Source organism: Nocardia rhizosphaerihabitans (assembly GCF_014646295.1).
GTDB lineage: Bacteria > Actinomycetota > Actinomycetes > Mycobacteriales > Mycobacteriaceae > Nocardia > Nocardia rhizosphaerihabitans.
In genome coordinates this window covers 26,366-52,126 of the sequence record NZ_BMNE01000002.1, presented here as the reverse complement: position 1 = coordinate 52,126, position 25,761 = coordinate 26,366, and the positions used below count along the sequence as shown (strand labels likewise).

Below are 25,761 nucleotides of genomic sequence, written 5' to 3'. Positions count from 1 at the left end.
CGACCACAGGCCGGTGCGGTGACGAGGCACCGGGCCGGCCTGTGGGAGCGGGAAAGTACTAGGCCTTGTCGAACCTGGTGTCGACGAAGGACTCGAAGTCGACCTTGCCCGGGATGGCCTTGGCCTTGGTGAAGGCGTCGGCGATCTCCTGTTCGGAGGCGATCACCTGGTCGGTGAGCTTGATCGGTTCCTTGATCGAGCGGGTCCAGGTGGTGCGGGAGGCGTCGACGCTGATCTGGGTGAGTTCGGCGTACCTGGTCGACCAGGTGTCGAGATTGTCCGACGACCACTTGGTGGCTGCGGCGTAGCGCTGGAAGAAGTCGGCGATGGCGGCCGACTTACCCGCGTCGTCGACGGCCTTGTTGCCCGCGACCCAGAAGTTGTAGCCGTTGGCGGCGTGATCGGCGGTGGCGATCGACTTCGCGCCGATCTCCTTCTCGGCGATGGCGGTGTAGGGGTCCCACGTCGCCCAGGCGTCGACGTCGCCGCGGGTGAGCGCGGTGTAGCCGTCGGCGGGAGCCAGGTAGACCGGCTCGATGTCGCCGAGCGACAGGCCCGACTTCTGGAGTTGCAGAAGGAGATTCGCGTTGGCCGAGCTGCCCTTGTAGACGGCGACCTTCTTGCCCTTCAGCGCGGCGACCGAGCCGATCGCCGAGTCCTTGCCGACCAGGATCGCGTCGCCCTTGCCGGTGGCCGAGAGTGCGCCGACGATCTTGATGTCGGCATCGGCCGCCGCGCCGAAGATGACCGGGGTGTTGCGGGTCTGGGCGATGTCGATGCCACCGGCGCTGGCCGCCTCGACCAGCGGCAGGCCCGCGGTGAAGCTGGAGAACTCGATCTTGTAGGGCAGGTTCTCCAGCTGGCCCGACGCCTTGAGCAGCACCTCGATCGAGATCGCCTTCTGGTCACCGACTTTCAGCGTCACCGTGCTCAGGTCGACGGGCCCCGACGGCGCGGCGTCGGTGGCCGCGTCGTCACCGCAGGCGCTCAGCGAGAGCGCGGCGACGACGGCGAGGGCGAGCCCGGCCAGGCGGGTCTTCGGAGTGCGTTTCACGGGAACAACTTTCGTGCTTCGGGTGGTCAGTGGACGCCGAGCAGCGTGAGCAGCTGCGTGGCGTAGTCGGCGATTTCCGGGGAGCCCGCGGTGCGCGGACGCGGCAGGTCGATGGGCACGTCGGCGGCGATGCGCCCCTCGTCCAGGACGAGGACGCGGTCGGCGAGGGTGATCGCCTCGAGCACATCGTGGGTCACCAGCAGCACGCCGAACGCGCGCTGGGCGTGCAGGCCGAGCAGTAGTTCGTGCATGGTCAGGCGGGTCAGCGCGTCGAGGGCGCCGAAGGGTTCGTCGAGCAGCAGCAGCGTCGGCTCGGCCACCAGCGCGCGTGCCAGTGCCGCGCGCTGCGCCTCGCCGCCGGACAGCGTCAGCGGCCACGCATCCGCGCGACCGGCGAGGCCGACCTCGGCGAGCAGGTCGCGCGCGGCCCGCTCGTCGGCGCGGCGATTGCGCGGCTTGGGCCTGCCGAGGGCGACGTTGCGCACCACCGGCTGCCACGGAATGAGCCGCGGCTCCTGGAACACGATCGTCGGCCTGCCATCGACGGAAACCTCACCGCGACTGGCGGAATCGAGCCCACCGAGAATGCGCAACAGGGTCGACTTGCCCGACCCACTGCGCCCGACCAGCGCGACGATCTCCCCAGCGCCGATCTCGAGATCGATACCGTCGAGCACGGTGCGCTCACCGAATCGCTTGCTCAGACCGGTGATTCGCGCGGCGGCCGTGCGGGCCGACCGCGAGGCGATAGGAGTGGCGGCAGCAGCGGTCATGATGTGAACCTCGCGATCGAGCGGCGGCGGATGGCCGGACTGCCGACAACCGGGAGTGGGTGGGTCCGGAGGTCGGCGGTGGTGGGGACGACGGACATCAGCGGTGCACCGCCGGTCGCCAGCGCAGGGCGCGGCGTTCGAGGAGGCGGACGATCGAGTCGGTGAACAGGCCGAGCAGGCTGTAGATCACCAGGCCGAACACGACGATGTCGGTGCGCAGAAATTCGCGGGCATTGTTGACGACGAAACCCAGACCCGCGCTGGCGTTGATCTGTTCGGCCACGATGAGCGAGAGCCAGGCGATGCCGAGGCTCTGCCGCACGCCGACCAGGATCTGCGGCAGCGCGCCGGGCAGGATCAGCAGCCGCAGTCGCTCGCCAAGTCCCAGGCGCAGGGCGCTGCCGAGCTCGAGCAGTTTGGGGTCGAGCTGGCGGATTCCCGCGAAAGTGTTGAGGTACAGCGGGAAGAACACGCCGAGCGCGATCAGGTAGACCTTCGGTTCCTCGCCGATGCCGAACCAGATGATGAACAGCGGGATCAGGCCGAACAGCGGGATGGTGCGGATCATCTGCAACGGCGGGTCGACCGCGTACTCACCGATCTTGCTCAGGCCGGCCAGGACGCCGAGGACCAGCGCGAGCGCCGCGCCGAGCACGAAGCCGTACAGCGCGCGCTGGCCGGAGACCAGCAGCGCCTCCCCGAGCTGGCCGGACCGGAAGGTCTCCAGTCCCGCGTCGAGGACGACCGACGGCGCGGGCAGCTTCTTGGCCGGGATCCAGCCGCTGGTGCTGCCGATCTGCCAGACGAGCAGCAGCACGATCGGCGAGAGCGCGCGCAGGAAGCCTGGGCGACGGTACAGCGGGGTCCGTCGCTCGTCGGTTTCGGTGGGGCTCGCCAACAGCATTCGTGCATGGTGCCCGCCGGGACCGGTCCGCCGACAGGGTTCGAATCAGCTCGAGGATTTGTCGGCTCGGCTGGAGATCTGCTGGACGGCCCAGCCGTTGCCGTCGGGATCGCTGAAGAAGACGAAGCCGACATTGTCGAGCGGATGCGGTGTCGGCGACGGGTTCTGCCCCAGCGATTGCACATCGGTGACCTCGACGCCGCGGGCCACCAATTCGGCGTGCGCCTGCTCGATATCGGGCACCACCAGCTGCAAACCCTTCAGCGACCCGGCCGGCATCTCCGGCACCGCGCCCTTGCCGATGACGATCGAGCAGCCGGAGCCGGGCGGGGTGAGTTGCACGATGCGCACATCGTCGGAGATCACGGTGTCGTGGTCGACGACGAAGCCGAGTCGATTCGCGTAGAAATCCTTGGCCCGATCGATATCGGACACCGGGACGATCACCACTTCCAAGGTCCAGTTCACGACGTGCCTCCTGCGGTGTCGGACGGTCGCGCCAAGTCTGCCACCAGCCACGCCTCGTCGCGGCCGAACGACCCGCTCATGGCCTGCGCTGCCATCGCCAGGCGAATTCGCCTACGGCGGGTGGTGGGCCGGGCAAGTCACCCTCGGCTGTCATTCCGTCGATCAACAGCGCGAGCACTCGCTGTCGCAACTCGGCCGTCCGCACCGGATCGGGCATCGTGACCGCGGCGCAGGCTTCCAGCAGCAGCCCGACATCCTGCGCGTCGAAATCGGCTCGCAGGCGTCCACTCGCATGGGCTCGGCGCACCAGCTCCGCGACCGCCTCGCCCGAGTGCACGACGTCGGGCAGCATCGAGTCGTCGGGGGTGAAGGCGCCGGCGAGCTTCACCGTCAGCGAGTGCACGTCGGCCTCGACCACCCGTTCCAGGAAGCCGGCGAATCCGCGCCAGCCGTCCGAATCCTCCAGCGCCGCATCGGCTTCGGCATTGAACCGGCGCAGCCCCTCGTGGCACAGCGTGCGCAGCAGCACCTCCTTGCTCGGGTAACGCCGGTAGAGGGCGCTGATCCCGACGCCCGCGCGTTCCGCGACGGCCGCGATCGGCGCGGTCGGGTCATCGAGGAACACGGCGCGAGCGGCGTCGAGGATCAGCCCATCGTTGCGCGCGGCTTGCGCCTTGCGGCCGGGCAAGCGGGGCTGAGCTGCGGTTTCGGTCTGCTTCGGCATGAATATCAGCCTACCACTTGAAACGGAATGATCCGTTCTGTTATGGTTGGAACAGAACGAATCATTCCGTTTCACTAGAAGGAGTCGTCATGACCACCACGGCCACCATCACCCCCTTCCGCATCGATGTCCCCCAGGCCCGTCTCGACGACCTCGCCGCCCGCCTGCGTGGCGCGCTGTACCCGGACGAGCTGCCCGGCGTCGGCGACTCCTACGGCGTCCCGGCCGATCGCGTCCGCACCCTCGCCCAGTACTGGCTCGAGCAGTTCGACTGGCGTGCACTGGAATCCGAGCTGAACGCGTTCCCGCAGTTCACCACCGAGATCGAGGGCGAGGACATCCACTTCCTGCACATCCGGTCCTCGCGGCCCGACGCGACCCCGGTGATCCTGACCCACGGCTGGCCCGGCTCGATCCTGGAATACGTCGATGTCATCGCGCCGCTCACCGAGCCGGAATCGGCCGAGGATCCCGCCTTCCACCTGGTCATCCCGTCGCTGCCCGGCTTCGGTTTCTCCGGCCCGACCCGCAGTACCGGCTGGAATCGCTACCGCACCGCCCGCGCCTGGGCGGAGCTGATGGCGCGCCTCGGCTACGAGCGCTACGGCGCCATCGGCAACGACGGCGGCTCGATGGTCTCGCCGGAGCTCGGCCGGATCGCGCCGGAGCAGGTGATCGGCGTGCACGTCACCCAGCTGTTCTCGTTCCCGTCCGGCGACCCGGCGGAATTCGAGGGCCTGTCCGAGGCGGATATGGCCGCGCTGCAGCACCTGCAGTGGTTCCACGAGAACAAGATGTCCTTCAACACCCTGCACAGCCAGCAGCCGCAGACCCTGGCCTACGCCCTCGCCGACTCCCCGATCGGCCTGCTCGGCTGGAACGCCCAGCTGTTCGGTGAATCGCTCGACGCGCAGTTCATCGTCGCGAATGTGGCGCTGTACTGGCTCACCGGGACCGCGGGCTCCTCGCTGCGGTTCTACTACGAGGACGCGCACGCCACCGAACACCCGACCGAGCCGACCGTCGTGCCGACCGGGCTGGCGATGTTCGCCGGCGATTTCCAGTCGATCCGCCGGTTCGCCGAGCGCGACCACAGCAACATCGTGAGCTGGAATTCCTACGACACCGCCGCGGCATCCGGCGGCGCGAACGACGCGGCCGGGCACTATGCCGCGCATGAGGCACCCGAGGTGCTGGTCGGCGATATCCGCCGGTTCTTCGCCGGCCTCGCCTGATTCGGCTTCGGTGCCGCGGCCCACGCTCCCCTCATCGGTGCGTGGGTCGCGACCCATTCGAATCATGCACCAGCACAGTGTGATACGCGCCCCAAAGGCGGCAATCAGTGATGCTCGTGCAGGTCACCCCAGGCGGGGAAGGGATCGGCGTAGCTGGTCCATCCCGCCGGACCCGCCGCGAACTCCGCCTCGGTGAGCAGCGCGGCATCGAGTGCGCACCGGACCGCGGCCTTGTCGAGGCGCACGCCGATGAAGACGATCTCCTGTCCCGCAGGCACCTCGAGCGACGACCACCACGCCCCCGGCTCGAAGGTCAGATTCGGACCGGCCTGCGACCAGATCGCGGCGAGCTCGGGACGACTCGCGATCCAGCAGAACCCCTTGCTGCGCAACATCCCCCGCAGTCCCGACAGCGCATCACCGAGCCGCTCCGGATGGAACGGCCGGTCGGCGGTGTAGGTGAGGCTGCTGATCCCGTACTCCTCGGTTTCGGGAGTGTGACCGCCCGCCAGTTCCTCGGCCCAGCCCTCGGCCTCGGCGGCCACCACCGGGTTGTAGCGGCCGGTGCCGAGCACCTCGTCCAGCGCGACGACCCCCTTCTCGGTGCGCAGGACATGCGCACGCGGGTTGAGCCTGCGCACCGTCGCCTCCACGGTGGCGACGGCGTTCGCGCTCACCAGGTCGGTCTTGTTGATCAGCAGCACGTCGGCGAACTCCACCTGGTCGACCAGCAGATCCGCGATGGTGCGCGAATCACCCTCGCCCGCTTCGAGTTCCCGCTCGGCCAGCGCCTGGCCCTTGACCAGCTCGGCCAGGAAGGTCGAGGCGTCGATGACGGTCACCATCGTGTCGAGGCGGGCGAGGTCGCCGAGGCGGAAGCCGTCCTCGAACTCCCAGTCGAAGGTCGCGGCCACCGGCATCGGCTCGGAGATGCCGGTCGACTCGATCACCAGCTGATCGAACCGCCCGTCGCGGGCGAGCCGGGCGACCGCCTCGATCAGGTCCTCGCGCAGCGTGCAGCAGATGCAGCCGTTGGTCAGCTCGACCAGTTTCTCCTCGGTGCGGTCGAGATGACCCTGGCCGGCGACGAGCGCGGCGTCGATATTGACCTCGCTCATGTCGTTGACGATGACCGCGACCCGGCGGCCGTCCCGGTTGGCGAGGATGTGGTTGAGCAGCGTGGTCTTGCCCGCGCCGAGGAAGCCGGACAGGACGGTGACGGGCAGGTGTGCGGTGGCGGCGGAGTTGGTCACCAATTAATGATAATGGTTTTCATTTGCTGTTCGTAGGTGGGGTCTCGGAACCGGACGGCCGGTCGTAGGGTTGGGGCGTGAAGATGTTGCCGCTGACCCCCGATGGCCAGACCCCCGTCCGCGCGCTCACCATCGCGGGCACCGATTCCGGGGGCGGCGCCGGCATCCAGGCCGATTCGCGGACCATGGCGCTGTGCGGTGTGCACGCCTGCGTCGCGGTGGCGGCGGTGACCGTGCAGAACACGGTGGGCGTCAGCGGGTTTCATGAGATACCGCCGCAGATCGTGGCCGATCAGGTGCGGGTGGTCGTCCGCGATATCGGAATCGGGGCGGCCAAGACCGGCATGCTGGCTTCCACCGCGATCATCGAGGCTGTCGCCGGGGTGTGCCGCGAGGTCGGGATCGGGCGCGACGCCGCGGTTCCGCTCGTCGTCGACCCCGTCGCCGCCTCGATGCACGGCGATCCGCTGCTGCACGCCGAGGCGCTGGACGCGGTGCGCAACACCCTCATCCCGCTGGCGACGGTGGTCACCCCGAACCTCGACGAGGTCCGCCTGATCACCGGCATCGAGGTCGTCGACGACGCCACCGCACGCAAGGCCGCCGAGGCGCTGCACGCGCTGGGCGCGCAGTGGGCGATCGTGAAGGGCGGACATCTGCGCGCCTCGGAGTACAGCACCGATCTGCTCTACGACGGCGACACCTTCCGCGAGTTCAGCGCGCCGCGCATCGCCACCGGCAACGATCACGGCGGTGGCGACACCCTCGCCGCGGCCATCGCCAGCGCACTGGCCAACGGGTATTCGGTGCCCGACGCGGTCGCCTTCGCCAAGGAGTGGACCTATCGCTGCCTGGCCGCGTCCTACGATCTCGGCGCAGGCCACGGGCCGGTTTCGCCGCTGTGGCGGTTGCACACCGACGCCTAGCGTGGCGTCGCGAACTTGTCGGTGGGCGGGTTCATACTGAATTCGCCGCACCCCCACCGGCCCCAACGACGTAGCCGGCGAGAACAACGGAGTTCGTGCCGGGCGCGGCAGAACGAAGCGTTCAGTCGACGACGAATGCGTCGCGCAGCGGCTGCGACGGGTCGATCCTGACTCCGTTGAAGCGCGCGTGCGCCTGTGCCAGCGCCGAGATGCTCTCGGCCAGATACTCGACGAATCGCTCGACCGGCATTGCCGAGACTTCGCGCTGATTCGCGCCGAGCCACCAGTCCGTGGCCGAGGCCACCGCACCGAAAATCGAATAGTTCACCAGTTCGATCCCGGCCACGTCGATCGATTCGGTCGGCAGCAGACCGGCGAAGAATTCGGCAGCGCGCCGCGCGGACTGCCTGGCGGCGACCAAGGCCCGTTCCGTCTCCTTGGCCTGCTGGCTGAAATGACTGTGCAGCATGAACCGGAAGACATTCGGGTGTTCCGAGACCACCGCCACGTATTCGGCGGCGGCACGGCGGACCAGGTCGGCGACGGAATCGTCGGTGAGATTCACCCCGCTGAGCATGCGCTCCCACAGCATGTCGCGGACCCGGTCGACGATCGCGTTGTAGAGGTCGGTCTTGTCCTCGAAATGCCGGTAGAGCTTCGGCTTGGCCGCGCCCGCTTCCTTGGCGATATCGCCCATGCTCACATCGGGGCCGACCCGATCCAGGGCACGGAAAGCGGCGTCGACGAATTCGATGCGCACCTGCACCCGGTGTTCGCGCCACCGCTCGGTCCGCGCATCGACACGACGGCCCGGCATCTCGTCTGCCTTCCGGTAACCCCGCGTCACGGGCAGAAGCTTATTGGCGCGGGCGGTCTGCGCTGTTCGCGGGGCGCTGTTTGCCGGAACGGCAAGCTTTCTTGCGCGTTTTCGCCACGACGCCACACCATGGACAACATCCCCGATCGAATGGAGCTTCGATGACCGAGACCGCGCCCACCGCAGAAGAGTTCTGGGAGGACTTCTATCGCGAGCGCGAGCAGATCTGGACCGGCAACGCGAACAAGACTCTGGTCCGCGAGGTCAGCGGGCTGCCCGCCGGTACCGCCCTCGACCTCGGTTGCGGTGAGGGTGGCGACGCGATCTGGCTGGCGAAGCAGGGCTGGCAGGTGACCGCCGTCGACATCTCGACGACCGCGATGGAGCGCGGCGCCCAGCACGCGGCCGCCGCGGGCGTGCAGATCACCTGGGCCCGCCACGACCTGCACGCGGACTTCCCCGAGGGCAGCTTCGACCTCGTCTCCGCCCAGTTCCTGCACTCGCCGGTCGAGCAGCCCGACGAGCGCGCGACCATCCTGCGCAAGGCGGCGGCCGCCGTCGCGCCCGGTGGCGTGCTGGTGATCGGCGGGCACGCGAGCTGGCCGACCTGGGTGACGACGCCCCCGCACGAGCACGTGTCGTTCCCGACCATCGAGCAGGTGCTCGAGCAACTGGCGCTCGGGCCCGAGTGGCAGGTGGAGACGGCCGAGCTCGTCTACAGCCCGTCGACCAGCCCGGACGGAGTGGAAGGCGAGCGCGCCGACAGCGTGCTGCGCCTGCGCCGCGGCTAGCGATCGGCCTTCGGCACCGCGTCGCCGTTGCCGCGTCGCGACAGCACGTAGAGAACCCACATGACGATCGGCAGGAGGATGTCGGTCCACAGCGGGATCCCGATGTTGTAGGGCTTGGTGTTGTCTTCGGCCACCCAGAAGTAGATGTGCCCGGCCGCGTCGCCCCAGTACTGGATGGTCAGGACGACGATCGTGCACAACCAGAAGTGGCCACGGAACCAGTAGGCCATGATGCCCACCACGCCGATGGCCAGGTCGCCCATCGCGTTCTCCCATTGGAAGCCGCCGTCGCCACGGGTGTAGCCGATCTGTTCGGCGACATTCGCGCCGTCGAAGATGTGCGCGGCCGCGCCGAGAACGGACGCGACGCCGACAACAGCCACCATCCACCACACCATGTGGATGTCGGCCGCCGGGCGGCCCGGCTGTCGTCGGCTCTGCACGAACGCGCCGACGAGGGCGACCAGCACCGCGATGATCGTTGGCATCGGACATGCCTCCATGCTTCCCGGCGATCACTGTTCCAGCATGTCGTCGAACCCACCCAGTTTAGCCAGCTCGGCGACTCGCAGGATCCCCAGCAACCTCCCAGCTCGGTCCCAGCCCGGTGGCAGCGCCGCCGCCGAGGGTGGGTGCCATGACCCAGACCGAGGCCGAGCCACAGACCACGCAGAGCACCCGCGCGCCGGTGCTCGACGTGGTGATTCCCGTCTACAACGAAGAGACCGATCTTGGGGTGTGCGTCCGCAGGCTGCACGCCTATCTGCGCGCGGGATTCCCGTTCACCGCCCGGATCACGATCGCCGACAACGCCAGCACCGATGCCACCCTGGCCGTGGCGCAGCTGCTGGCGACCGAACTCGACGGCGTCCGGGTCCTGCACCTGGACGCCAAGGGCCGCGGGCGGGCGCTGCGCGCCGCGTGGACCGGGTCCGACGCGGCGGTGGTGGCGTATATGGACGTCGACCTGTCGACCGATCTGGACGCGCTGCTGCCGCTGGTCGCGCCGCTGGTGTCCGGGCATTCCGATCTGGCGATCGGCACCAGGCTCGACGCGGCCGCCAGGGTGGTGCGCGGGCCCAAGCGCGAGATCATCTCCCGCTGCTACAACCTGCTGCTGAAAACCACGCTGCGCGCGCACTTCTCCGACGCGCAGTGCGGTTTCAAGGCGGTGCGCGGCGAGGTCGCCCGTGAGCTGCTGCCGCTGGTGCGCGACGGCGAGTGGTTCTTCGACACCGAACTGCTCGTCCTCGCCGAGCGCGCCGGACTGCGCATCCACGAGGTGCCCGTCGACTGGATCGACGACCCCGACAGCCGGGTCGACATCCTCGACACCGCCCGCAAGGACCTGCGCGGAATCTGGCGGCTGACCAGGGCACTGACCACCGGCGCGCTGCCACTGGACGAACTGCGCGCCGCCGTCGGCAGGGAACCGCTGGTGGCCGGGGTGCCGCTCGGGATGGTCGGCCAGCTGGTGCGATTCGCGATCGTCGGCGTGAGCTCGACACTGGCCTACATCGTGCTGTATCTGCTGCTGCAACCGCTGTTCGGCGGGCAGGGCGCGAATCTGGTGGCGCTGCTGGTGACCGCGGTGGGCAATACCGCGGCCAACCGGACGTTCACCTTCGGTGTGCGCGGGCGCAGGGACGCGGTGTCGCACCAGTTCCAGGGCCTGGCGATCTTCGGGTTCGGGCTGGCGATCACCAGCGGCTCGCTGTTCGCCCTGCACCGCTGGGCACCTGACGCACCCGTCGCGGTGGAACTCGGCGTCCTCGTCACCGCCAATCTCGTTGCGACACTGGCTCGGTTCGTCGGCCTGCGCTGGGTTTTCCGGCACGCAGGCTCCGACCGCACCGCGACCACCGAGGGCACGGATTCGACAGCGCGCCTGAGCACACTGGAGGTGCGTCGATGACTGCCATCATCGAACGACCGACTTCCACCGGCGCCGAGACGGCGGCTGTGGCTCGAACACGTTGGGAACTACCGGGATTGGCGGTGCTGCTGGCAGTCACGACCATCGCCTATCTGATCAACCTGAGCGCCAACGGGTGGGCCAACGACTTCTATGCCGCTGCCGTGCAGGCGGGTTCGCAATCGTGGGAGGCGTTCTTCTTCGGCTCCTCCGATGCGGCCAACTCGATCACCGTGGACAAGCCGCCCGCCTCGCTGTGGGTGATGGAGCTGTCGGTGCGGCTGTTCGGGCTCAACAGCTGGAGCATGCTCGTTCCGCAGGTGCTGCTCGGCGTGGCTTCGGTCGCGGCGCTGTGGGCGGCGGTGCGACGGTCGTTCGGACCCGCCGCTGGACTGATCGCGGGGGCCGTGCTCGCGGTGACCCCCGTTGCGGTGCTGATGTTCCGGTTCAACAACCCCGATGCCCTGCTGGTGCTGCTGATGACCGCGGCGGCCTGGGCGATGACGCGCGCCGTCGCGGACGGCCGGTGGCGCTGGCTGCTGCTCACCGGTGGCCTGATCGGCTTCGGCTTCCTCGCCAAGCAGTTGCAGGTGCTGCTGGTGGTGCCCGCGCTGGCGCTGACCTATCTGCTCGCGGGCCCGCCCAAGCTGGGCAAGCGCATCGCGCAACTGTTCGCCGCGGGTGCGGCGATGGTTGTCGCGGCGGGCTGGTGGCTGCTGACGGTGGAGCTCTGGCCTGCCGATCAGCGTCCGTGGATCGGTGGGTCGCACGAGAATTCGATCATCGAACTCACCCTCGGCTACAACGGGCTCGGCCGGTTGAACGGCAACGAGCGCGGCAGCGTCGGACCCGGCGGTGAACTGCCCGCGGGCGGCAACGGCATGTGGGGCAGCACCGGCATCACCCGGCTGTTCGAACCCGCGCAGGGCGGTCAGATCGCCTGGCTGATCCTGGTCGCCCTGGTCGCCCTGGTCGCCGGACTCGTCCTGCGCGGCCGGGCCCCGCGCACCGATCGCCGCCGCGCCGCGCTGATCCTGTGGGGCGGTTGGCTGCTCGTCACCGGCCTGGTGTTCAGCTTCATGGCTGGCATCTTCCACCAGTACTACACGGTGGCCCTCGCCCCCGCCGTCGCCGCGCTGGTCGGCATCGGCGCCGTGCAGCTCTGGGCTGCGCGGGACCGCCTGTGGGTGCGCCTCACCTGCGCGCTCGCCCTCGGCCTCACCGCCGCGACCGCATGGGCGTTGTTGTCGCGCAGCGCTTCCTTCCAGCCATGGCTGCGCTGGACGATCCTGGTGGTCGGCGTGCTCGCGACTATCGCGACCGCCTTCCCCCTCGCGCGCAGGCAATCGGTGGTCGCCGCGCTCGCCGCCGCCTTCATCGGGCTCGCCGGGCCGGTCGCCTACTCGATCGACACCATCGCCACCGCGCACTCCGGTGCGATCCCGTCCGCCGGGCCGAGTGCCGGTGGGATGCGCGGGATGGGTGGACCGGGCATGCGTCCCGACGAAGGCGACGGACGGATGGGCGCGGCGCCCGGCAACACCGGAACCGGCGCCACACCGCTAGACGGCGCCCAAGGCGGCGCCATGCCGCCGGACGGTTCCGCCGGGCAGGGTGGCCTCCTGCCACCGGACGGTTCGGCGGGTCAGGGCAGCGCGTCGCAGCCGGACGGTGCCATGCAGGGTGATCGCACGGGCGGTGCGGGTGGCTTGCTCGGTGGCTCACGCCCGAGCGAGCAGATCGTCACGTTGCTCGAACAGAACGGAAGCGACTACACCTGGGTCGCTGCCACCGTCGGTTCCAACAGCGCCGCCGGATACCAACTGGCCACCGAGCTGCCGGTAATGCCGATCGGCGGCTTCAACGGCAGCGATCCGTCCCCCACCCTCGAACAGTTCCAGCGTTATGTCGCCGAGGGCAAGATCCACTACTTCGTGGCAGGCGGCCGGGGTGGACCCGGTGGGACCAGCGAGTCGACCAGCTCGGCGATCACCGCCTGGGTGACGGCGAACTACACCGCGACCACGGTCGACGGAGTGACGCTCTACGACCTGACCCAACCGAAGTCGTAGTCGCCACGAAACTCTGGAGCGGCCAGGCCCCAGCGAACAGGCCTGGTGGATCACCCCGGTCCACCAGGCCTGTTCGTGTCGCCGAGTCGGCGTCCGTTTATCCATCCAGCCACGCGGCGGGTGCGGGCGGCGCCGAATTCCGACCGCTACCGTCGAGATCCCGGTCGGCCCGCCCGGCATAGCCGCCCACGGCCGGAGATGCCCCTCGGCCTAGGTTGACACCGCCTCCGCCACTGAACGAACGGTCACCGTGCGGCGCAATGATTCTCACGCGAAGGGCACAGTCACCGACCGGAAGGCACGGCAGCGGCGACCCATTCGGCGAAGGTCGGCCCCGCCAGGGTGGCGTGGGCGGAGGGCAGGAGGGTGCCGTTCTCGAACTGCTCGCGATCCGGGTTGGCGTTGTCGGAGACCTCGATGACCTGGAGGGCGTCGCCGCGGGCCGCGAGCAGGATGGTGGCAGCGGCGGCCATGGTCTCCGGCTGCGGGCCCGCGATCTCGGGGAACGGAACATCCTCGGCCGGAATCGGATTCGTGGCGAGGTCGACCAGTGCCTCGGCGACCGTACGGGCGGCGACCAGCTGGGTGCGCATCCCCTGGAGGTAGGCGACCTCGCCCTGGGTGCCCCACTGCACCATCACCTCGACGAGTTCGTGGAACTGCGCGGCACGCAGGATCTGCACGGGCACAGAGCCTTTCAGCAGTTCCTGCTCGTGGGCGAGCTTGGCGGCGTTGTAACCGGCGAGGGAGCCGTCGATGCCGATGATGGAGACGACGACCAGGCGCTCCACGCCTGCCCGTTCGCCGGCCGCGTGCAGGTTGCGGGCGGAGGCGGTGAAGAACTCCGTCGCCACCTGCTGGTCCGCCGAGGGGGTGCTGGAGGCGTCGATCACGATGTCCACGCCGGTCAGCGCCTCGTCGAGGCCGGCGCCGGTCTCGATGTCGACGCCGTTCGCGCGGGAGAACGCCACGACCTCCTGGCCGCGCTCGGTCAGCACGTCCACGACGTGCTTGCCCAGCCGGCCGGTCGCACCCGCCACCGCGATCTTCTTCTGCGCACCCATGATCTGCTCCTTCGTCGCTTCTTTCGCGTTCACAGAGACGACGAAGGAGCTTGGCGGAGTGTGACATCAGGATTTTTCGAGGCTGCCCCGTGGCGCTACCCAGCGGTGATTGAGGTCGACGACCGAGGCGACTGCCTCGAAGTCCGCGTCGTAGTGGACCAGAACCAGGCGATGTTCGACCGCCAGAACCGAGGCGAGCAGATCGTGGATGCCGACCGATCGGTGCCGACCCGAACGTGCCAGTTCCCGTTGCACAACGAATGCGCTGTGCCAGTGTTCGTCGTTGGTGGGCAGATATTCGTAGGCCGCCCGTCGACGGAACCGGATCTCCTCGTATTCGACCGGATTTCGGGCACTGTAGAGCGCCTCCGAATCCAGTGGGCCACAGGTGGCAACCAACCCCGCCTTGATCAGCGGAGCGATTTCGGCGGCGACTTCGGGATGACGCATCCGCGCGGACGCGCTGGTATCGAGCAGGTAGCGCGCCGTTATCGCCATACGTCGTCGCGCCGATCCTTGTCGGCCATCTCGGCCATACCCCCGTTGATCAACCACTCGACTTCACGTGCACGAGCACGAGCCACCACAGCCGAGTTCAGCGCGGCTCGAACGGTATCGGAGACGCCCGAAGTCCCGAGTGCGGCCTGCGCGGACTCGAGTAGTTCGTCGTCGATCTCGATAAGCCGTTTGGTCATGTCACAGTCCCTCGATATATCCCCCATGAGCGGAGTATATACTCGAAACAGCGCAGGTCACAAGGGTTGATCGGGGGTGTTGAGGGCCGCGTGGAGGGTGGAGGCCCACTGCTCGACGATCAGTTTGCGACGCGCGGAGTCATCCGTGAGGACATCGGCGAGGCCGAGTCCACGGGCAAGGTCGAGGGTCGCCTGAACCAGGTGATGGTTGACCGGATCGGAGTCGTCGACCCCCAGCGCTTCGACCGCGCGCCGGTGCGCGATCCGGCCGAACCGCGCCTCGAGCGGGACGATCCGCTCACGCAGCGCCGGGTCGGCGGCGGCATGGGTCCACACCTGCAGCGCCGCCTTGAACAGCGGCGAGGTGTAGGACTCGACCAGACCGGACACGACAGCGCGGGTGCGGCCGACGCCCTCGGCGACCGCGCTGATGGCGGCGGCCTCGGCGGCCGACTGATCCATCCTGGTGTCGAACATGTACTCGAGCGCGCCGGTGATCAAGTCTTCCCTGGTGGGGAAATGATGCTGGGCCGCACCGCGCGACACCCCGGCCCGCTCGGCGACCACCGAGACGGTGGCGGCTGCCCAGCCGTATTCGACCAGGCAGTCGATGGTCGCCTCGAGCAGGCGCTGCCGGGTGGCCCGGCTGCGGTCCTGCTTGGGTTCGTGGGGTGTCGCCATCGGACTATTGTGCCCAGCTGGGCGGGCGCTTCTGGAAGAAGGCGGTCATGCCCTCGATCACCTCGGGGGTGCCGAAGAAGCCTGCCGAGCGCTGCGCGAGCTCCTCGGCCTCGGCGTCGAAGCGCGCGAGCAGGACCGAGTTGACCAGCTTCTTGGACTCCGCCAGACCCTGCGGCGAACCCTTGCGCAGCTCGCCACACAGGCGTTTCACCTCGGCGGCGGCATCGGCGGCCGCGATGGTGACCAGCCCGATCTCCTGCGCGGTCGCGGCGTCGAACTTCTCGCCGGTGAGGAAGTAGCGGCTCGCCGAGCGCTGGTCCATCCGCGGCACCAGCGTGAGCGAGATCATGAACGGCGCCATGCCGATGCGCACCTCGGTGAGCGCGAAACTGCTGCCGGGTCCGGCGACGACGAGATCGCAGGCGCCGATGATGCCCATGCCACCGGCACGGACATTGCCGTCGATCTGGGCGACGACCGGCTTGGGCGAGGCGAGGATGCCGCGCAGCACGTCGATCATCACGCGGGTGCGCTGATCGGCCGCGGTCGCCGGATCGGCCGTGCTCGCCTCTTTCAGGTCGGCGCCCGCGCAGAAGGTGTCGCCGGTGTGCGCGAGCACGATGCCGCGCACCGCGGGATCGGTGTTCGCCGCGTCAAGTCCAGCCAGCAGCTCACGGACGAGCTTGGACGAGAGCGCATTGCGGTTGTGCGGGGAATCGAACGTCAGCGTCGCGAACCCGTCGACGACCTCGTAGCGGACATAGGGCGCAGCTTCAGGATCACTCATCGAACCCACCTCAACCTTTCAATAGATCAAACTCAACTCTGACCGCACACCCAGCCCGCACCCGCGGCCTCGAGGAGCGGCGGCCACGTAGTGGCCGGTCGCGGCCGGGTCGCCGGTCAGGCGCCGTTTCGTAGGCGACGAAGGAGCAAGAAACGGTGCCTGACCGGCGACCCCTAGGGGCCGCGACTCGAGCGCGCCAGCGCTCCAACTAATACGAGCGCGGCAGACCGAGCGAGTGCTGGGCGACGAAGTTCAGCACCATCTCGCGACTGACCGGCGCGATGCGCGAGATGCGCGCGGCCTGCAGCATGGCCGCGAGGCCGACCTCTCGGGTCAGACCCGAACCGCCGTGGGTCTGAATCGACTGGTCGAGCGCCTTGATGCTGGCTTCCGCGGCTGCGTACTTGGCCATATTGGCCGCCTCGGCGGCGCCGAACTCGTCACCGGTGTCGTAGAGCGTCGCGGCCTTCTGCATCATCAGCTTGGCCAGTTCCAGTTCGATCTTGACCTGCGCCAGCGGATGCGAAATGCCCTGGTGCGCGCCGATCGCCGACTTCCAGACCGTGCGCTCCTTGGCGTATTCCACGGCCCGGTCGATGGCGTAGCGGCCGAGGCCGACCGCCATGGCCGCGCCCATGATGCGCTCGGGATTCAGGCCGGCGAACAGCTGCGCGATGGCGGCGTCCTCGGAGCCGACGAGGGCGTCGGCGGGCAGCCGCACATCGTCGAAGAACAGCGTGAACTGGTTGTCCGGCTCGATGATGTCCATCTCCTGGACGTTCTTCACCAGGCCGGGCGCGTCGACCGGCACGATGAACAGCGCGGGCTTGAGCTTGCCGGTCTTGTGGTCCTCGGTGCGCGAGACCACCAGGATCGCCTCGGCCTGGTCGACACCGGAGATGAAGATCTTGCGGCCGTTGAGGATCCAGTCGCCGCCGTCGCGACGGGCGGTGGTGGTGATCTGGTGCGAGTTGGAGCCTGCATCGGGCTCGGTGATCGCGAAGACCATCTTCGACGAGCCGTCGGCCAGCTTGGTCAGCCAGGTCTGCTTCTGCGCGTCGGTGCCGTACTTGGTGATGATGGTGCCGCAGATCGCCGGGGAGACGACCATCAGCAGCAGCCCGGCGCCCTGCGCGGCCAGCTCCTCCTGCACCAGCGCCAGCTCGTACATGCCCGCGCCACCGCCGCCGTACTCCTCGGGCAGGTTCACGCCGAGGAAGCCGAGCTTGCCCGCCTCGTCCCACAGCTCGGTGAGCGGCTCGTTCTTGCGCGAGAGCGGCAGCACGTAGTCGCGGTAGTTGTACTTCGACGCCAGCGCGGCGACCGCCGCGCGCAGCGCCTTCTGCTCTTCGGTTTCGATGAAGCTCATGCTGTACCTTTCTGTCCTGACCCGGAGCCCTCCGTGGTCACGCTCCGCTACCGCCTCCGGGCTTGACCGGATCAGGACGGCTCCTGCTCTTCTTCCTCGACGACGGCGAGGACGGTTCCGACCTCGACCTGCTGGCCGACGGTCACGTTGAGTGCACTGAGAATGCCGGTGGCCGGTGCGGCGATGGTGTGTTCCATCTTCATCGCCTCGAGCCACAGAATGGGCTGACCCTGCCGCACGTGATCGCCTTCGGCGGCACCGAGGCGGATCACGCTGCCCGGCATCGGCGCGAGCAGCGAACCGGCCGCGACCTGCTCGGCGGGATCGGTGAAACGCGGCAGCCTGCGCACGGCCACCGGACCGAGCGGGGAATCGACCGCGACGAGGTCGCCGTAGCGGGCGATCTCGAATTGCCTGCGCACCGGGCCACGCTCGCCCGGCACGGCCAGCACGACGCGCTCCGGGGTCGCCGAGATCAGCTCCAGGCCCTCGTGGCCCTCCACCGCGACACCGGTGCGGGTGAAGCGGTAGCGCACCTCGTGCGTGCCGGAGGTGCGGCTCTCGTAGGACTTGGTCTGCGGCAGCGAGGCCAGGTTGCGCCAGCCGCTGGGCGCCAGCCGGGTGTAGCGGCTCGCGGCGTGGTTGGCGGCCGAATCGGCGAGGGCCGCGGCCACGATGGACAGCGCTTCGTCGGCATCGGAGGCCAGCGGCGCCGACAGCGCGGCCAGGTCGTGGGTGGCGAAGAAGGCGGTGTCGGTGTCACCGGCCAGGAACGCCGGGTGCCGCAGCACCCGCACGAGCAGGTCGCGGTTGGTCACCAGACCGTGGATCTTGGCCCGCTGCAAGGCCGTGGCGAGCAGATGCGCTGCCTCGGCGCGGGTTTCGGCGTAGGAGATCACCTTGGCCAGCATCGGGTCGTAGTGCACGCCGACCACTGAGTCGTCGACGACACCGGTGTCCAGGCGCACGCCGGGCTGGTCGAGCACAGTGAATTCGCCCGTGGTGAACGGGATCTCGATCTTGTGCACCGGGCCGCTCTGCGGCTGCCAATCGTTGGCCGGGTCCTCGGCGTAGAGGCGGACCTCGATCGAGTGACCGCGCTGGGCGGGCTGGGTGGCAGGCAGCGGCAGACCCGAGGCCACCTGCAACTGCAGGCGGACCAGGTCGAGGCCGGTGGTCTGCTCGGTGACCGGATGTTCCACCTGCAAACGGGTATTCATCTCCAGGAAGAAGAAGTCACCCTTCTCGTCGGCCAGGAACTCGACGGTGCCCGCACCCTCGTAACCGATCGCCTCGGCGGCCAGCCGGGCCGCCTCGAACAGCCGGTCCCGCATGCCGTCGATCTTCTCGACCAGCGGCGACGGCGCCTCCTCGACAACCTTCTGGTGCCGCCGCTGGATCGAGCACTCACGCTCGCCGACGGCCCAGGTCTTGCCGAAAGTATCGGACATGACCTGTACTTCGATGTGGCGGCCGGTCTCGAGGTAGCGCTCGCAGAACACGGTCGGATCGCCGAAGGCCGACTCGGCCTCACGCTGGGCGCCCGCGATCTGATCCCGCAGCTCGCTCAGCTCGCGTACCACGCGCATGCCGCGACCACCGCCACCGGCGGAGGCCTTGATCAGCACCGGCAGGTGCGCCTCGGTGACCTCGGCGGGATCCAGCTCGACGAGGACGGGAACACCGGCGGCGTCCATCATCTTCTTCGACTCGACCTTCGAGCCCATCTGCTCGATGGCAGCGACCGGCGGACCGATCCACACCAGACCCGCGTCGAGCACAGCGCGCGCGAATTCGGCGTTCTCCGAGAGGAATCCGTAACCCGGGTGGATGGCGTCGGCACCGGCCGACAGCGCGGCCTCGATGATCAGCTCACCGCGCAGGTAGGTCTCGGCGGGAGTGTTGCCGGGCAGCCGGATGGCGGCGTCGGCCTCGGACACGTGCGGGGCCGCGGCGTCCGCGTCGGAGTACACCGCGGTGGTGCCGATGCCCATCCGACGGCAGGTGGCGAACACGCGGCGCGCGATCTCACCACGGTTGGCGACAAGAAGATTCGTGATAGCCATGTTGTCGCGCCTCACATTCGGAAGACGCCGAAGCCCTCGGCGCCCTGGATCGGAGCTGAATGAATGGCCGACAGCGCCATTCCCAGCACGGTGCGGGTGTCACGGGGGTCGATGATGCCGTCGTCGAAGAGCCTGCCCGACAGGAACATCGGCATCGCCTCGGCCTCGATCTGCGCCTCGACCATCGCGGCCAGCCCGGCGGCGGCCTCCTCGTCGAAGGGCAGGCCCTTGGCCTCGGCCGCGCCGCGCTGCACGATGGTGAGCACGCCGCCCAGCTGCGCGCCGCCCATCACGGCGGACTTCGCGCTCGGCCAGGCGAACAGGAAGCGCGGGTTGAACGCGCGCCCGCACATGCCGTAGTGCCCGGCGCCGTAGGACGCGCCGACCAGCAGCGAGATGTGCGGGACCGTGGAGTTGGCGACCGCGTTGATCATCATCGAGCCGTGCTTGATGATGCCGCCGTGCTCGTATTCCTTGCCGACCATGTAGCCGGTGGTGTTGTGCAGGAACAGCAGTGGCGTGTTCTTCTTGTTCGCCAGCTGGATGAACTGGGTGGCCTTCTGCGATTCCTCGGAGAACAGCACGCCGCGCGCGTTGGCCAGGATGCCGATCGGGAAGCCGTTGATCTCGGCCCAGCCGGTCACCAGGCTGGAGCCGTAGAGCGGCTTGAACTCGTCGAAGTCGGAACCGTCGACGACGCGGGCGATGACCTCGCGCGGGTCGAACGGGATCTTCAGATCCGAGGGCACGATGCCGAGCAGTTCCTCGGGATCGTAGAGCGGCGAGATGACCTCGGCGCGCGGCTCGGGACCCTGCTTCTTCCAGTTCAGCCTGCGCACGATATTGCGGCCGATCCGGATCGCGTCCTGCTCGTCGGCGGCCATGTAGTCGGCCAGACCCGACGTGCGGGCGTGCATCTCGGCGCCACCGAGGGTCTCGTCGTCGGAGTCCTCACCGGTGGCCATCTTCACCAGCGGCGGGCCCGCCAGGAAGACCTTCGCGCCCTCCTTGACCATCACCACGTAGTCGGACATGCCGGGGATGTAGGCGCCACCGGCCGTCGAGTTGCCGAAAACCAGCGAGATGGTGGGGATTCCGGCGGCCGAGGCCTGGGTGAGGTCGCGGAACATCGCGCCACCAGGGATGAAGACTTCCTTCTGCGTCGGCAGATCCGCACCGCCGGACTCGACCAGCGAGATCACCGGCAGGCGGTTCTGCTTGACGATCTCGTTGATACGCAACGTCTTGCGCAGCGTCCACGGGTTGGACGTGCCACCACGCACCGTCGGATCGGGCGCGACGATCATGCACTCGACACCCTCCACGATGCCGATACCGGCGATCGTGGACGCGCCGACGTGGAAGTCGCTGCCCCAGGCCGCCAGCGGGCACAGCTCGAGGAACGGCGAGTCCTCGTCGAGCAGCAGTTCGATGCGTTCACGCGCGGTGAGCTTGCCGCGCTTGTGGTGCCGGGCCACCTTCTCGGGGCCGCCACCGGCGATGGCCTTGGCGAACTCGGCCTCGACCTCGGTGAGCTTGGCGGCCATCGCCTCCGCCGCCGCGGTGTACTCCGGCGACGCGGTGTCGATGATGGAACGGAAGGTCGTCACGACTGGTACCCCAATACTTTCGACGCCAGCATGGTCAGGATCTCGTTGGTGCCGCCGCCGATGCCGATGATGCGCACATCGCGGTAGATGCGCTCCACCTCGGACTCGCGCATGTAGCCCATCCCACCGTGCAGCTGAACCGCCTGGTTGGCGACCCACTCGGCGGTCTCGACGGCAGTGTTCTTGGCGAAGCACACCTGGGCGATCAGGTTCTGGTCACCGGCGACGAAGCGCTCGACCAGGGCTCGGGTGTAGGTGCGCGACACGTCGACCCGCTGGGCCATCTCGGTCAGCGTCATCTGCACCTTCTGGCGGCTGATCAGCGGGCGGCCGAAGGTCTCCCGGTCGCGGCACCACTGCACGGTGAGGTCGAGGGCGCGCTGGGCCAGCGCGTACGCCTGCACCGCGAGACCGACCCGCTCGCTGACGAAGGCGTTGGCGATCTGCGCGAAACCGGTGTTCTCGCCACCGACCAGGTTCGACGCGGGCACCCGCACGTCGACGTAGGACAGCTCGGCGGTGTCGGAGGCCAGCCAGCCCATCTTCTCCAGCTTGCGGCTGACGGTGAAGCCCGGCGTATCGGTCGGCACGATGATCAGCGAGACACCCGCCGCGCCTGCACCACCGGTGCGGACCGCGGTGACGACGAAGTCGGCGCGGCACCCCGAGGTGATGAAGGTCTTGGCGCCGTTGATGATGTAGTCGTCGCCGTCGCGCACCGCGGTGGTGGTGAGGTGGCCGACATCGGAGCCGCCGCCGGGTTCGGTGATGGCCAGCGAGCCGATCAGGTCGCCGCGCAGCGTCGGCTTGGCCCACCGCTCGATCTGGGCCTGATTGCCCGAGGCGATGATGTGCGGCAACGCGATTCCGCAGGTGAACAGCGACGCCCACAGCCCGCCGGAGGCGCCGGCGAGGTGGATCTCCTCGCCGACGATGACGGTGTCGATGATGCTGCCGCCCTCGCCGCCCGCCGATTCCGGGTATTCGATGCCGAGCAGGCCGAGTTCACCGGCCTTCTTGTGCAGCTCGCGGGGCAGCGCACCCTCGCGTTCCCAGGTGTCGAGGTCGGGCAGGATCTCCCGCTCGACGAATCCACGCACGCTGGCGCGCAGCTCTTTTCGTTCCGGTGTGTCCCAAACAGACGTCATGCGAGCAGCTCCGTCGGCATATCGATGTGGCGGGAGCGCAGCCATTCGCCGAGCCCCTTGGCCTGCGGGTCGAAACGTGCCTGGTAGGCGACGCCCTTGCCGAGCAGGCCGGAAATGATGAAGTTGACGGCCCGCAGGTTCGGCAGCACGTGCCGGGTGACGGTCAGCTCGGCCGTCTCGGGCAGCAGTTCCCGCAGCTTCTCGACCGTGAGCGTGTGCACCAGCCAGCGCCACTGCTCGTCGGTGCGGACCCAGACGCCGATGTTCGCGTCGCCGCCCTTGTCACCGCTGCGGGCGAGGGCGATGGTGCCGAGCGGGACCCGGCGGGTCTCCGACGGCGGCAGGTCGACGGGCAGCTCCGGCTCGGAAACCGGTTCGAGGACAGCGGTTTCGGCGGCGGGCTCGATGGCGACCCGGGTGCCGTCGGCCAGGACCGCGGTGTGCGGCACCTCGTGCGCGTCGACGAAGCCAGGCGTGAAGACGCCGTAGGGCGCGCCGTTGCCCGGCAGCGTGGTGAAGGTCGCGCCCGGGTAGCTGGCCAGCGCCAATTCCACCGCGACATTGGAGAATTGGCGGCCGACCTTGTTCGGATCGGGATCGCGCACGACGCAACGCAGCAGCGCGCTGGCCTGCTCCTCGGTGTCGGCGTCGGGACGGTCGAGCCGGGCCAGCGTCCAGGACAGCTCGGCGGGCTTGGCGGGCAGCCAGGCTTCCAGCTGTCGTCGCGCCAGTGCGGCTTTGGCCTCGATGTCGAGTCCGGTGAGGATGAACTCCATCTCGTTGCGGAAACCGCCGAGAGTGTTGAGCGAGACCTTGAGCTGCGGCGGCGGCGCCTCACCGGTGACACCGCTGATCAGCACCCGGTCCTTGCCCTGCTGGCTGAGGGTGATGCTGTCGAGCCGGGTGGTGACGTCCGGACCCGCGTAGCGCGCGCTCTGGATCTCGTACATGAGCTGGGCTTCGACGGTGTCGACGGTGACCGCGCCGCCGGTGCCGTCGTGCTTGGTGATGACGCTCGACCCGTCGCGGCGGATCTCGGCGATCGGGAAGCCGGGGCGGCCGATGTCACCGAGCTCGGTGAAGAAGGCGAAGTTGCCGCCGGTGGCCTGGGTGCTGCACTCGATCACGTGGCCCGCGACGACGGCGCCGGCGAGGGCGTCGTAATCGGTGCGCCCCCAGCCGAAGTGGGCCGCGGCGGGCCCGACGATCACCGAGGCGTCGGTGACCCGGCCGGTGACGACGATGTCGGCGCCGGAGTTCAGGCATTCGACGATGCCCCACGCGCCGAGGTAGGCATTGGCGGTGAGCGGCTGGCCCAGGCCTAGCTCGCCGGCGCGGGCGACGAGGTCGTCACCCTCGACGTGCGCGATCTTGGCGTCCAGGCCGAGGTCGGCGGCGACCTTGCGCAGCCGCTCGGCCAGCCCGGCCGGGTTCAGGCCACCCGCGTTGGTGACGATCTGGACGTTCTTCTCCAGCGCGAGACCGAGGCAGTCCTCGATCTGCTTCACGAACGTCTTGGCGTAGCCGAGGCTGGGATCCTTCATCCGGTCGCGGCCCAGGATCAGCATGGTGAGCTCGGCGAGGTAGTCGCCGGTCAGCACGTCGAGCCGGCCGCCCTCCAGCATCTCGCGCATCGCGCTGAGCCGGTCGCCGTAGAAGCCGGAGCAGTTGCCGATCCGGATCAGGTCCGGGTCCGCCGAGAGTGCACTCATGAACCCCAGGATCACACCGGTTCAGAAAAAAAGCAAGCATGCGTGCTTGTTAATTGCGGGCAATCGACCAGGCAAGATGGAACCCATGTCATCGGTCCTCCTCTTCGCCCTGGCCGGATTCCTGCTCGGCGGCGCCTACACGACCTGGAAGAACAACCGCGCGATGTCGATCGCCCTGATCGCCGCCGCTGTCCTCGCCGCGGTCGGCGCGGTGCTCTGGTTGCAGTAGCCAAGGTTTTCGCAAGCCCGGGGCAAGGCGGGCGCAGTTAGCTCTGGGACATGTTCACCTGGTACGTCGGCCTGCTGGCCGTCAGCGGCATCGCGATGATCTTCATGGCCAACGTCGGGAACGGGCAGAGCGATCTGGCCCGTGCCCTCAACGCCGTCTTCGGCATCGGGTTCCTCGGCTACGCGGGCTACCTGGCGTTCGTCTTCGACGGCGGCAGCTACCTGATCTTCTTCCAGGCGTTCATCCTGCCGGTGCTGCTCGCGATCAACTTCGTCAAGTCGACCAACTGGGCCGCGCTGACCACCAGGCCCACCCCCACCCAGCAGGCCTGGCGCGCCTACCAGCGCGAACAGCAGCGCGGCTGAGGCCGGCTACACGCTGAGCTTGAAGATCCGGACGTCCTCGGGGACGCCGTTGAGCGGGGCGGCCCAGAAATTACGTTTGTAGGGCTTGACGGTGGCGCCGAGTTCGGCGAGGGTTTCCGGCCGCAGGGCGGCCAGGGTGGTGCTGGAGAGCATCATGTTGCCGTTGCCGCCCGCCTCCATCATGCGGGCCGCGATATTGACGTCGACGCCCAGCCAGTCGCCACCGATCTCGCGCGGCGAGCCGGTGTGCAGGCCGACGCGCATGCGGGGCTTGTAGCCGTCGATCTCGACCTCGGCCAGGTTGCGGCGGGCGGCGATCGCGGCGCGGACCGCGCGGTCGGGGGACGAGAAGACCGCCATCAGGCCGTCGCCCATGCGCTTTACCACCTGACCGCCACGCTCGGCGATCGGCGGCTCGATGGCCTTGGCGACCTTGCGCAGCAGTTCCAGAGTGCGCTCGTCGCCCGCGGACAGCGACCAGCTCGAGAACGCCACCAGGTCGGTGAACACGATGGTCACCTCCTCGGTGCCACGGCCACGACCGATCCGCTCGAGCGCGGCCTGCCAGACCTGCAACGCGCCGAACCCGATCTCCCTGGCCGCGCTGGGACTGCCGCCGACGATCCTGTCCGCGGCCCTGGCCACCGCGCGAGCGCCACCTGGGCCCGACACCGACAGCGGATCGCCGAACGCCGGGTCGCCGGGGAGCTGATGCCTGGCCTTGCGCACCGCGCCGATCACATCGGCGCGACGGTTGGCCGCCTGCAATTTCGACGAGATCTGGACGCGCCGCCGACCGGATCGCGCCCCGGCGTCATCGGCTTCCGCCTGCGACGCATCGGACTGCCCACTCCCGGTGGGCTCCAACGGGATCACCACCTCCGCAGCAGCGTCGCGCTGCCGCGGATCCACCCCGCCAGAAGGCGTTTCACTCACGCCCCGAGGGTATATCACGCAACGACGACCGCCGGTCCGCTGCTTGTGTACAGCGGACCGGCGGTCGTACCTTCGGCAACCGGGCAGCGGAAGCCGAAGGCCGGGTCGCGCGACCTCCCGACAAGGTCGCGGCCCTCGCGGCCCGGGCTCTTGCGAGGGCAGCCCGG

The 25,761-nt window shown here is 68.8% G+C and carries 26 protein-coding genes; 7 read left to right on the top strand and 19 right to left on the bottom strand.

What is annotated here, in order from left to right:
* Nucleotides 1–58: 58 nt before the first annotated feature.
* From IEY60_RS06665 to IEY60_RS06645, 5 genes are all read right to left on the bottom strand, one after another.
* The gene (locus IEY60_RS06665) at nt 59–1,054 is read right to left on the bottom strand and encodes an ABC transporter substrate-binding protein (RefSeq protein WP_189025146.1); all 996 of its coding nucleotides are present in this window, start codon (nt 1,052–1,054) and stop codon (nt 59–61) included.
* A gap of 26 nt (nt 1,055–1,080) precedes the next feature.
* The gene (locus IEY60_RS06660; protein ID WP_189025144.1) at nt 1,081–1,827 is read right to left on the bottom strand and encodes an ABC transporter ATP-binding protein; all 747 of its coding nucleotides are present in this window, start codon (nt 1,825–1,827) and stop codon (nt 1,081–1,083) included.
* 97 nt (nt 1,828–1,924) lie between these two features.
* Nucleotides 1,925–2,731 (bottom strand): ABC transporter permease, encoded by an 807-nt coding sequence (locus IEY60_RS06655; protein WP_189025142.1) that lies wholly within the window; start codon nt 2,729–2,731, stop codon nt 1,925–1,927.
* A 45-nt stretch (nt 2,732–2,776) separates the two neighbouring features.
* Nucleotides 2,777–3,199 (bottom strand): VOC family protein, encoded by a 423-nt coding sequence (locus IEY60_RS06650; protein ID WP_189025140.1) that lies wholly within the window; start codon nt 3,197–3,199, stop codon nt 2,777–2,779.
* 76 nt (nt 3,200–3,275) lie between these two features.
* Nucleotides 3,276–3,923, bottom strand: coding sequence for a TetR/AcrR family transcriptional regulator (locus IEY60_RS06645; RefSeq protein ID WP_189025138.1), 648 nt, complete (start codon nt 3,921–3,923; stop codon nt 3,276–3,278).
* 89 nt (nt 3,924–4,012) lie between these two features.
* Between IEY60_RS06645 and IEY60_RS06640 the strand changes: the two genes are divergently transcribed.
* Nucleotides 4,013–5,158: an epoxide hydrolase family protein gene (locus tag IEY60_RS06640; RefSeq protein ID WP_189025136.1), complete on the top strand. Its 1,146-nt coding sequence runs from the start codon at nt 4,013–4,015 to the stop codon at nt 5,156–5,158.
* A gap of 104 nt (nt 5,159–5,262) precedes the next feature.
* Here the strand turns inward: IEY60_RS06640 and IEY60_RS06635 are convergent, their stop codons facing one another.
* Entirely contained in the window at nt 5,263–6,411 is a 1,149-nt protein-coding gene (locus IEY60_RS06635) for a GTP-binding protein (RefSeq protein ID WP_229739617.1), read from the bottom strand.
* A 77-nt stretch (nt 6,412–6,488) separates the two neighbouring features.
* Here IEY60_RS06635 and thiD point away from each other — a divergent pair, with 77 nt between their 5' ends.
* Nucleotides 6,489–7,337: a bifunctional hydroxymethylpyrimidine kinase/phosphomethylpyrimidine kinase gene (gene thiD, locus IEY60_RS06630; RefSeq protein ID WP_189025134.1), complete on the top strand. Its 849-nt coding sequence runs from the start codon at nt 6,489–6,491 to the stop codon at nt 7,335–7,337.
* Between the two features lie 121 nt (nt 7,338–7,458).
* On the opposite strand, the gene IEY60_RS06625 is transcribed toward thiD, so the two are convergent.
* The gene (locus IEY60_RS06625; protein WP_189025132.1) at nt 7,459–8,184 is read right to left on the bottom strand and encodes a TetR/AcrR family transcriptional regulator; all 726 of its coding nucleotides are present in this window, start codon (nt 8,182–8,184) and stop codon (nt 7,459–7,461) included.
* A gap of 131 nt (nt 8,185–8,315) precedes the next feature.
* On the opposite strand from IEY60_RS06625, the gene IEY60_RS06620 reads away from it, so the two are divergent.
* On the top strand, nt 8,316–8,945 hold the full coding sequence (locus IEY60_RS06620; protein ID WP_189025130.1) for a class I SAM-dependent methyltransferase: 630 nt from the start codon (nt 8,316–8,318) through the stop codon (nt 8,943–8,945).
* Here the strand turns inward: IEY60_RS06620 and IEY60_RS06615 are convergent.
* Complete coding sequence (locus IEY60_RS06615) at nt 8,942–9,433, bottom strand: DUF6790 family protein (protein WP_189025127.1); 492 nt, start codon at nt 9,431–9,433, stop codon at nt 8,942–8,944. The two genes, IEY60_RS06620 and IEY60_RS06615, sit on opposite strands and share 4 nt — an antisense overlap.
* Before the next feature lie 149 nt (nt 9,434–9,582).
* Between IEY60_RS06615 and IEY60_RS06610 the strand changes: the two genes are divergently transcribed.
* Both IEY60_RS06610 and IEY60_RS06605 read left to right on the top strand, forming a co-directional pair.
* Complete coding sequence (locus IEY60_RS06610) at nt 9,583–10,860, top strand: bifunctional glycosyltransferase family 2/GtrA family protein (protein ID WP_189025125.1); 1,278 nt, start codon at nt 9,583–9,585, stop codon at nt 10,858–10,860.
* Nucleotides 10,857–12,932 (top strand): glycosyltransferase family 39 protein, encoded by a 2,076-nt coding sequence (locus IEY60_RS06605; RefSeq protein ID WP_189025122.1) that lies wholly within the window; start codon nt 10,857–10,859, stop codon nt 12,930–12,932. Before IEY60_RS06610 ends, IEY60_RS06605 begins: the two co-directional genes overlap by 4 nt.
* 284 nt (nt 12,933–13,216) lie before the next feature.
* On the opposite strand, the gene IEY60_RS06600 is transcribed toward IEY60_RS06605, so the two are convergent.
* From IEY60_RS06600 to IEY60_RS06555, 10 genes are all read right to left on the bottom strand, one after another.
* On the bottom strand, nt 13,217–13,996 hold the full coding sequence (locus tag IEY60_RS06600; RefSeq protein ID WP_189025120.1) for an SDR family oxidoreductase: 780 nt from the start codon (nt 13,994–13,996) through the stop codon (nt 13,217–13,219).
* Nucleotides 13,997–14,062: 66 nt separating this feature from the next.
* A complete protein-coding gene (locus tag IEY60_RS06595; RefSeq protein ID WP_189025118.1) occupies nt 14,063–14,494 on the bottom strand; it encodes a PIN domain-containing protein in 432 nt (143 codons plus the stop codon).
* Nucleotides 14,485–14,691, bottom strand: a complete 207-nt coding sequence (locus IEY60_RS06590; RefSeq protein WP_189025116.1) for a type II toxin-antitoxin system VapB family antitoxin — start codon at nt 14,689–14,691, stop codon at nt 14,485–14,487. Before IEY60_RS06590 ends, IEY60_RS06595 begins: the two co-directional genes overlap by 10 nt.
* 57 nt (nt 14,692–14,748) lie before the next feature.
* Nucleotides 14,749–15,372, bottom strand: a complete 624-nt coding sequence (locus tag IEY60_RS06585) for a TetR/AcrR family transcriptional regulator (protein WP_189025114.1) — start codon at nt 15,370–15,372, stop codon at nt 14,749–14,751.
* Between the two features lie 4 nt (nt 15,373–15,376).
* Nucleotides 15,377–16,159, bottom strand: coding sequence for an enoyl-CoA hydratase family protein (locus IEY60_RS06580; RefSeq protein WP_189025112.1), 783 nt, complete (start codon nt 16,157–16,159; stop codon nt 15,377–15,379).
* 208 nt (nt 16,160–16,367) lie between these two features.
* A complete protein-coding gene (locus tag IEY60_RS06575; protein WP_189025110.1) occupies nt 16,368–17,528 on the bottom strand; it encodes an acyl-CoA dehydrogenase family protein in 1,161 nt (386 codons plus the stop codon).
* A 71-nt stretch (nt 17,529–17,599) separates the two neighbouring features.
* Nucleotides 17,600–19,594, bottom strand: coding sequence for an ATP-binding protein (locus tag IEY60_RS06570; RefSeq protein WP_189025108.1), 1,995 nt, complete (start codon nt 19,592–19,594; stop codon nt 17,600–17,602).
* A gap of 11 nt (nt 19,595–19,605) precedes the next feature.
* Nucleotides 19,606–21,204 carry an acyl-CoA carboxylase subunit beta gene (locus tag IEY60_RS06565; protein WP_189025106.1) on the bottom strand — a complete coding sequence of 533 codons (1,599 nt, stop codon included), beginning with the start codon at nt 21,202–21,204 and terminating at the stop codon, nt 19,606–19,608.
* Nucleotides 21,201–22,352, bottom strand: a complete 1,152-nt coding sequence (locus IEY60_RS06560; RefSeq protein WP_189025104.1) for an acyl-CoA dehydrogenase family protein — start codon at nt 22,350–22,352, stop codon at nt 21,201–21,203. Before IEY60_RS06560 ends, IEY60_RS06565 begins: the two co-directional genes overlap by 4 nt.
* Complete coding sequence (locus tag IEY60_RS06555; protein ID WP_189025102.1) at nt 22,349–24,064, bottom strand: acyclic terpene utilization AtuA family protein; 1,716 nt, start codon at nt 24,062–24,064, stop codon at nt 22,349–22,351. The genes IEY60_RS06560 and IEY60_RS06555 overlap by 4 nt, the downstream gene beginning before the upstream one ends.
* Before the next feature lie 76 nt (nt 24,065–24,140).
* Between IEY60_RS06555 and IEY60_RS06550 the strand changes: the two genes are divergently transcribed.
* Entirely contained in the window at nt 24,141–24,293 is a 153-nt protein-coding gene (locus tag IEY60_RS06550) for a CG2302 family histidine operon protein (protein ID WP_505826614.1), read from the top strand.
* A 50-nt stretch (nt 24,294–24,343) separates the two neighbouring features.
* Nucleotides 24,344–24,658, top strand: a complete 315-nt coding sequence (locus IEY60_RS06545; RefSeq protein ID WP_189025100.1) for a hypothetical protein — start codon at nt 24,344–24,346, stop codon at nt 24,656–24,658.
* A gap of 6 nt (nt 24,659–24,664) precedes the next feature.
* Here IEY60_RS06545 and IEY60_RS06540 read toward each other — a convergent pair whose 3' ends face one another.
* Complete coding sequence (locus IEY60_RS06540; RefSeq protein WP_373291700.1) at nt 24,665–25,426, bottom strand: adenylate/guanylate cyclase domain-containing protein; 762 nt, start codon at nt 25,424–25,426, stop codon at nt 24,665–24,667.
* Nucleotides 25,427–25,761 lie beyond the last annotated feature (335 nt).

Coding starts and splice junctions, on each gene's coding strand:
- IEY60_RS06660 (WP_189025144.1), bottom strand. CDS start 1,827: ATGACCGCTGCTGCCGCCACTCCTATCGCCTCGCGGTCGGCCCGCACG.
- IEY60_RS06655 (WP_189025142.1), bottom strand. CDS start 2,731: ATGCTGTTGGCGAGCCCCACCGAAACCGACGAGCGACGGACCCCGCTG.
- IEY60_RS06645 (WP_189025138.1), bottom strand. CDS start 3,923: ATGCCGAAGCAGACCGAAACCGCAGCTCAGCCCCGCTTGCCCGGCCGC.
- IEY60_RS06640 (WP_189025136.1), top strand. CDS start 4,013: ATGACCACCACGGCCACCATCACCCCCTTCCGCATCGATGTCCCCCAG.
- IEY60_RS06620 (WP_189025130.1), top strand. CDS start 8,316: ATGACCGAGACCGCGCCCACCGCAGAAGAGTTCTGGGAGGACTTCTAT.
- IEY60_RS06615 (WP_189025127.1), bottom strand. CDS start 9,433: ATGCCAACGATCATCGCGGTGCTGGTCGCCCTCGTCGGCGCGTTCGTG.
- IEY60_RS06610 (WP_189025125.1), top strand. CDS start 9,583: ATGACCCAGACCGAGGCCGAGCCACAGACCACGCAGAGCACCCGCGCG.
- IEY60_RS06605 (WP_189025122.1), top strand. CDS start 10,857: ATGACTGCCATCATCGAACGACCGACTTCCACCGGCGCCGAGACGGCG.
- IEY60_RS06600 (WP_189025120.1), bottom strand. CDS start 13,996: ATGGGTGCGCAGAAGAAGATCGCGGTGGCGGGTGCGACCGGCCGGCTG.
- IEY60_RS06595 (WP_189025118.1), bottom strand. CDS start 14,494: ATGGCGATAACGGCGCGCTACCTGCTCGATACCAGCGCGTCCGCGCGG.
- IEY60_RS06590 (WP_189025116.1), bottom strand. CDS start 14,691: ATGACCAAACGGCTTATCGAGATCGACGACGAACTACTCGAGTCCGCG.
- IEY60_RS06585 (WP_189025114.1), bottom strand. CDS start 15,372: ATGGCGACACCCCACGAACCCAAGCAGGACCGCAGCCGGGCCACCCGG.
- IEY60_RS06580 (WP_189025112.1), bottom strand. CDS start 16,159: ATGAGTGATCCTGAAGCTGCGCCCTATGTCCGCTACGAGGTCGTCGAC.
- IEY60_RS06575 (WP_189025110.1), bottom strand. CDS start 17,528: ATGAGCTTCATCGAAACCGAAGAGCAGAAGGCGCTGCGCGCGGCGGTC.
- IEY60_RS06570 (WP_189025108.1), bottom strand. CDS start 19,594: ATGGCTATCACGAATCTTCTTGTCGCCAACCGTGGTGAGATCGCGCGC.
- IEY60_RS06560 (WP_189025104.1), bottom strand. CDS start 22,352: ATGACGTCTGTTTGGGACACACCGGAACGAAAAGAGCTGCGCGCCAGC.
- IEY60_RS06555 (WP_189025102.1), bottom strand. CDS start 24,064: ATGAGTGCACTCTCGGCGGACCCGGACCTGATCCGGATCGGCAACTGC.
- IEY60_RS06550 (WP_505826614.1), top strand. CDS start 24,141: ATGGAACCCATGTCATCGGTCCTCCTCTTCGCCCTGGCCGGATTCCTG.
- IEY60_RS06545 (WP_189025100.1), top strand. CDS start 24,344: ATGTTCACCTGGTACGTCGGCCTGCTGGCCGTCAGCGGCATCGCGATG.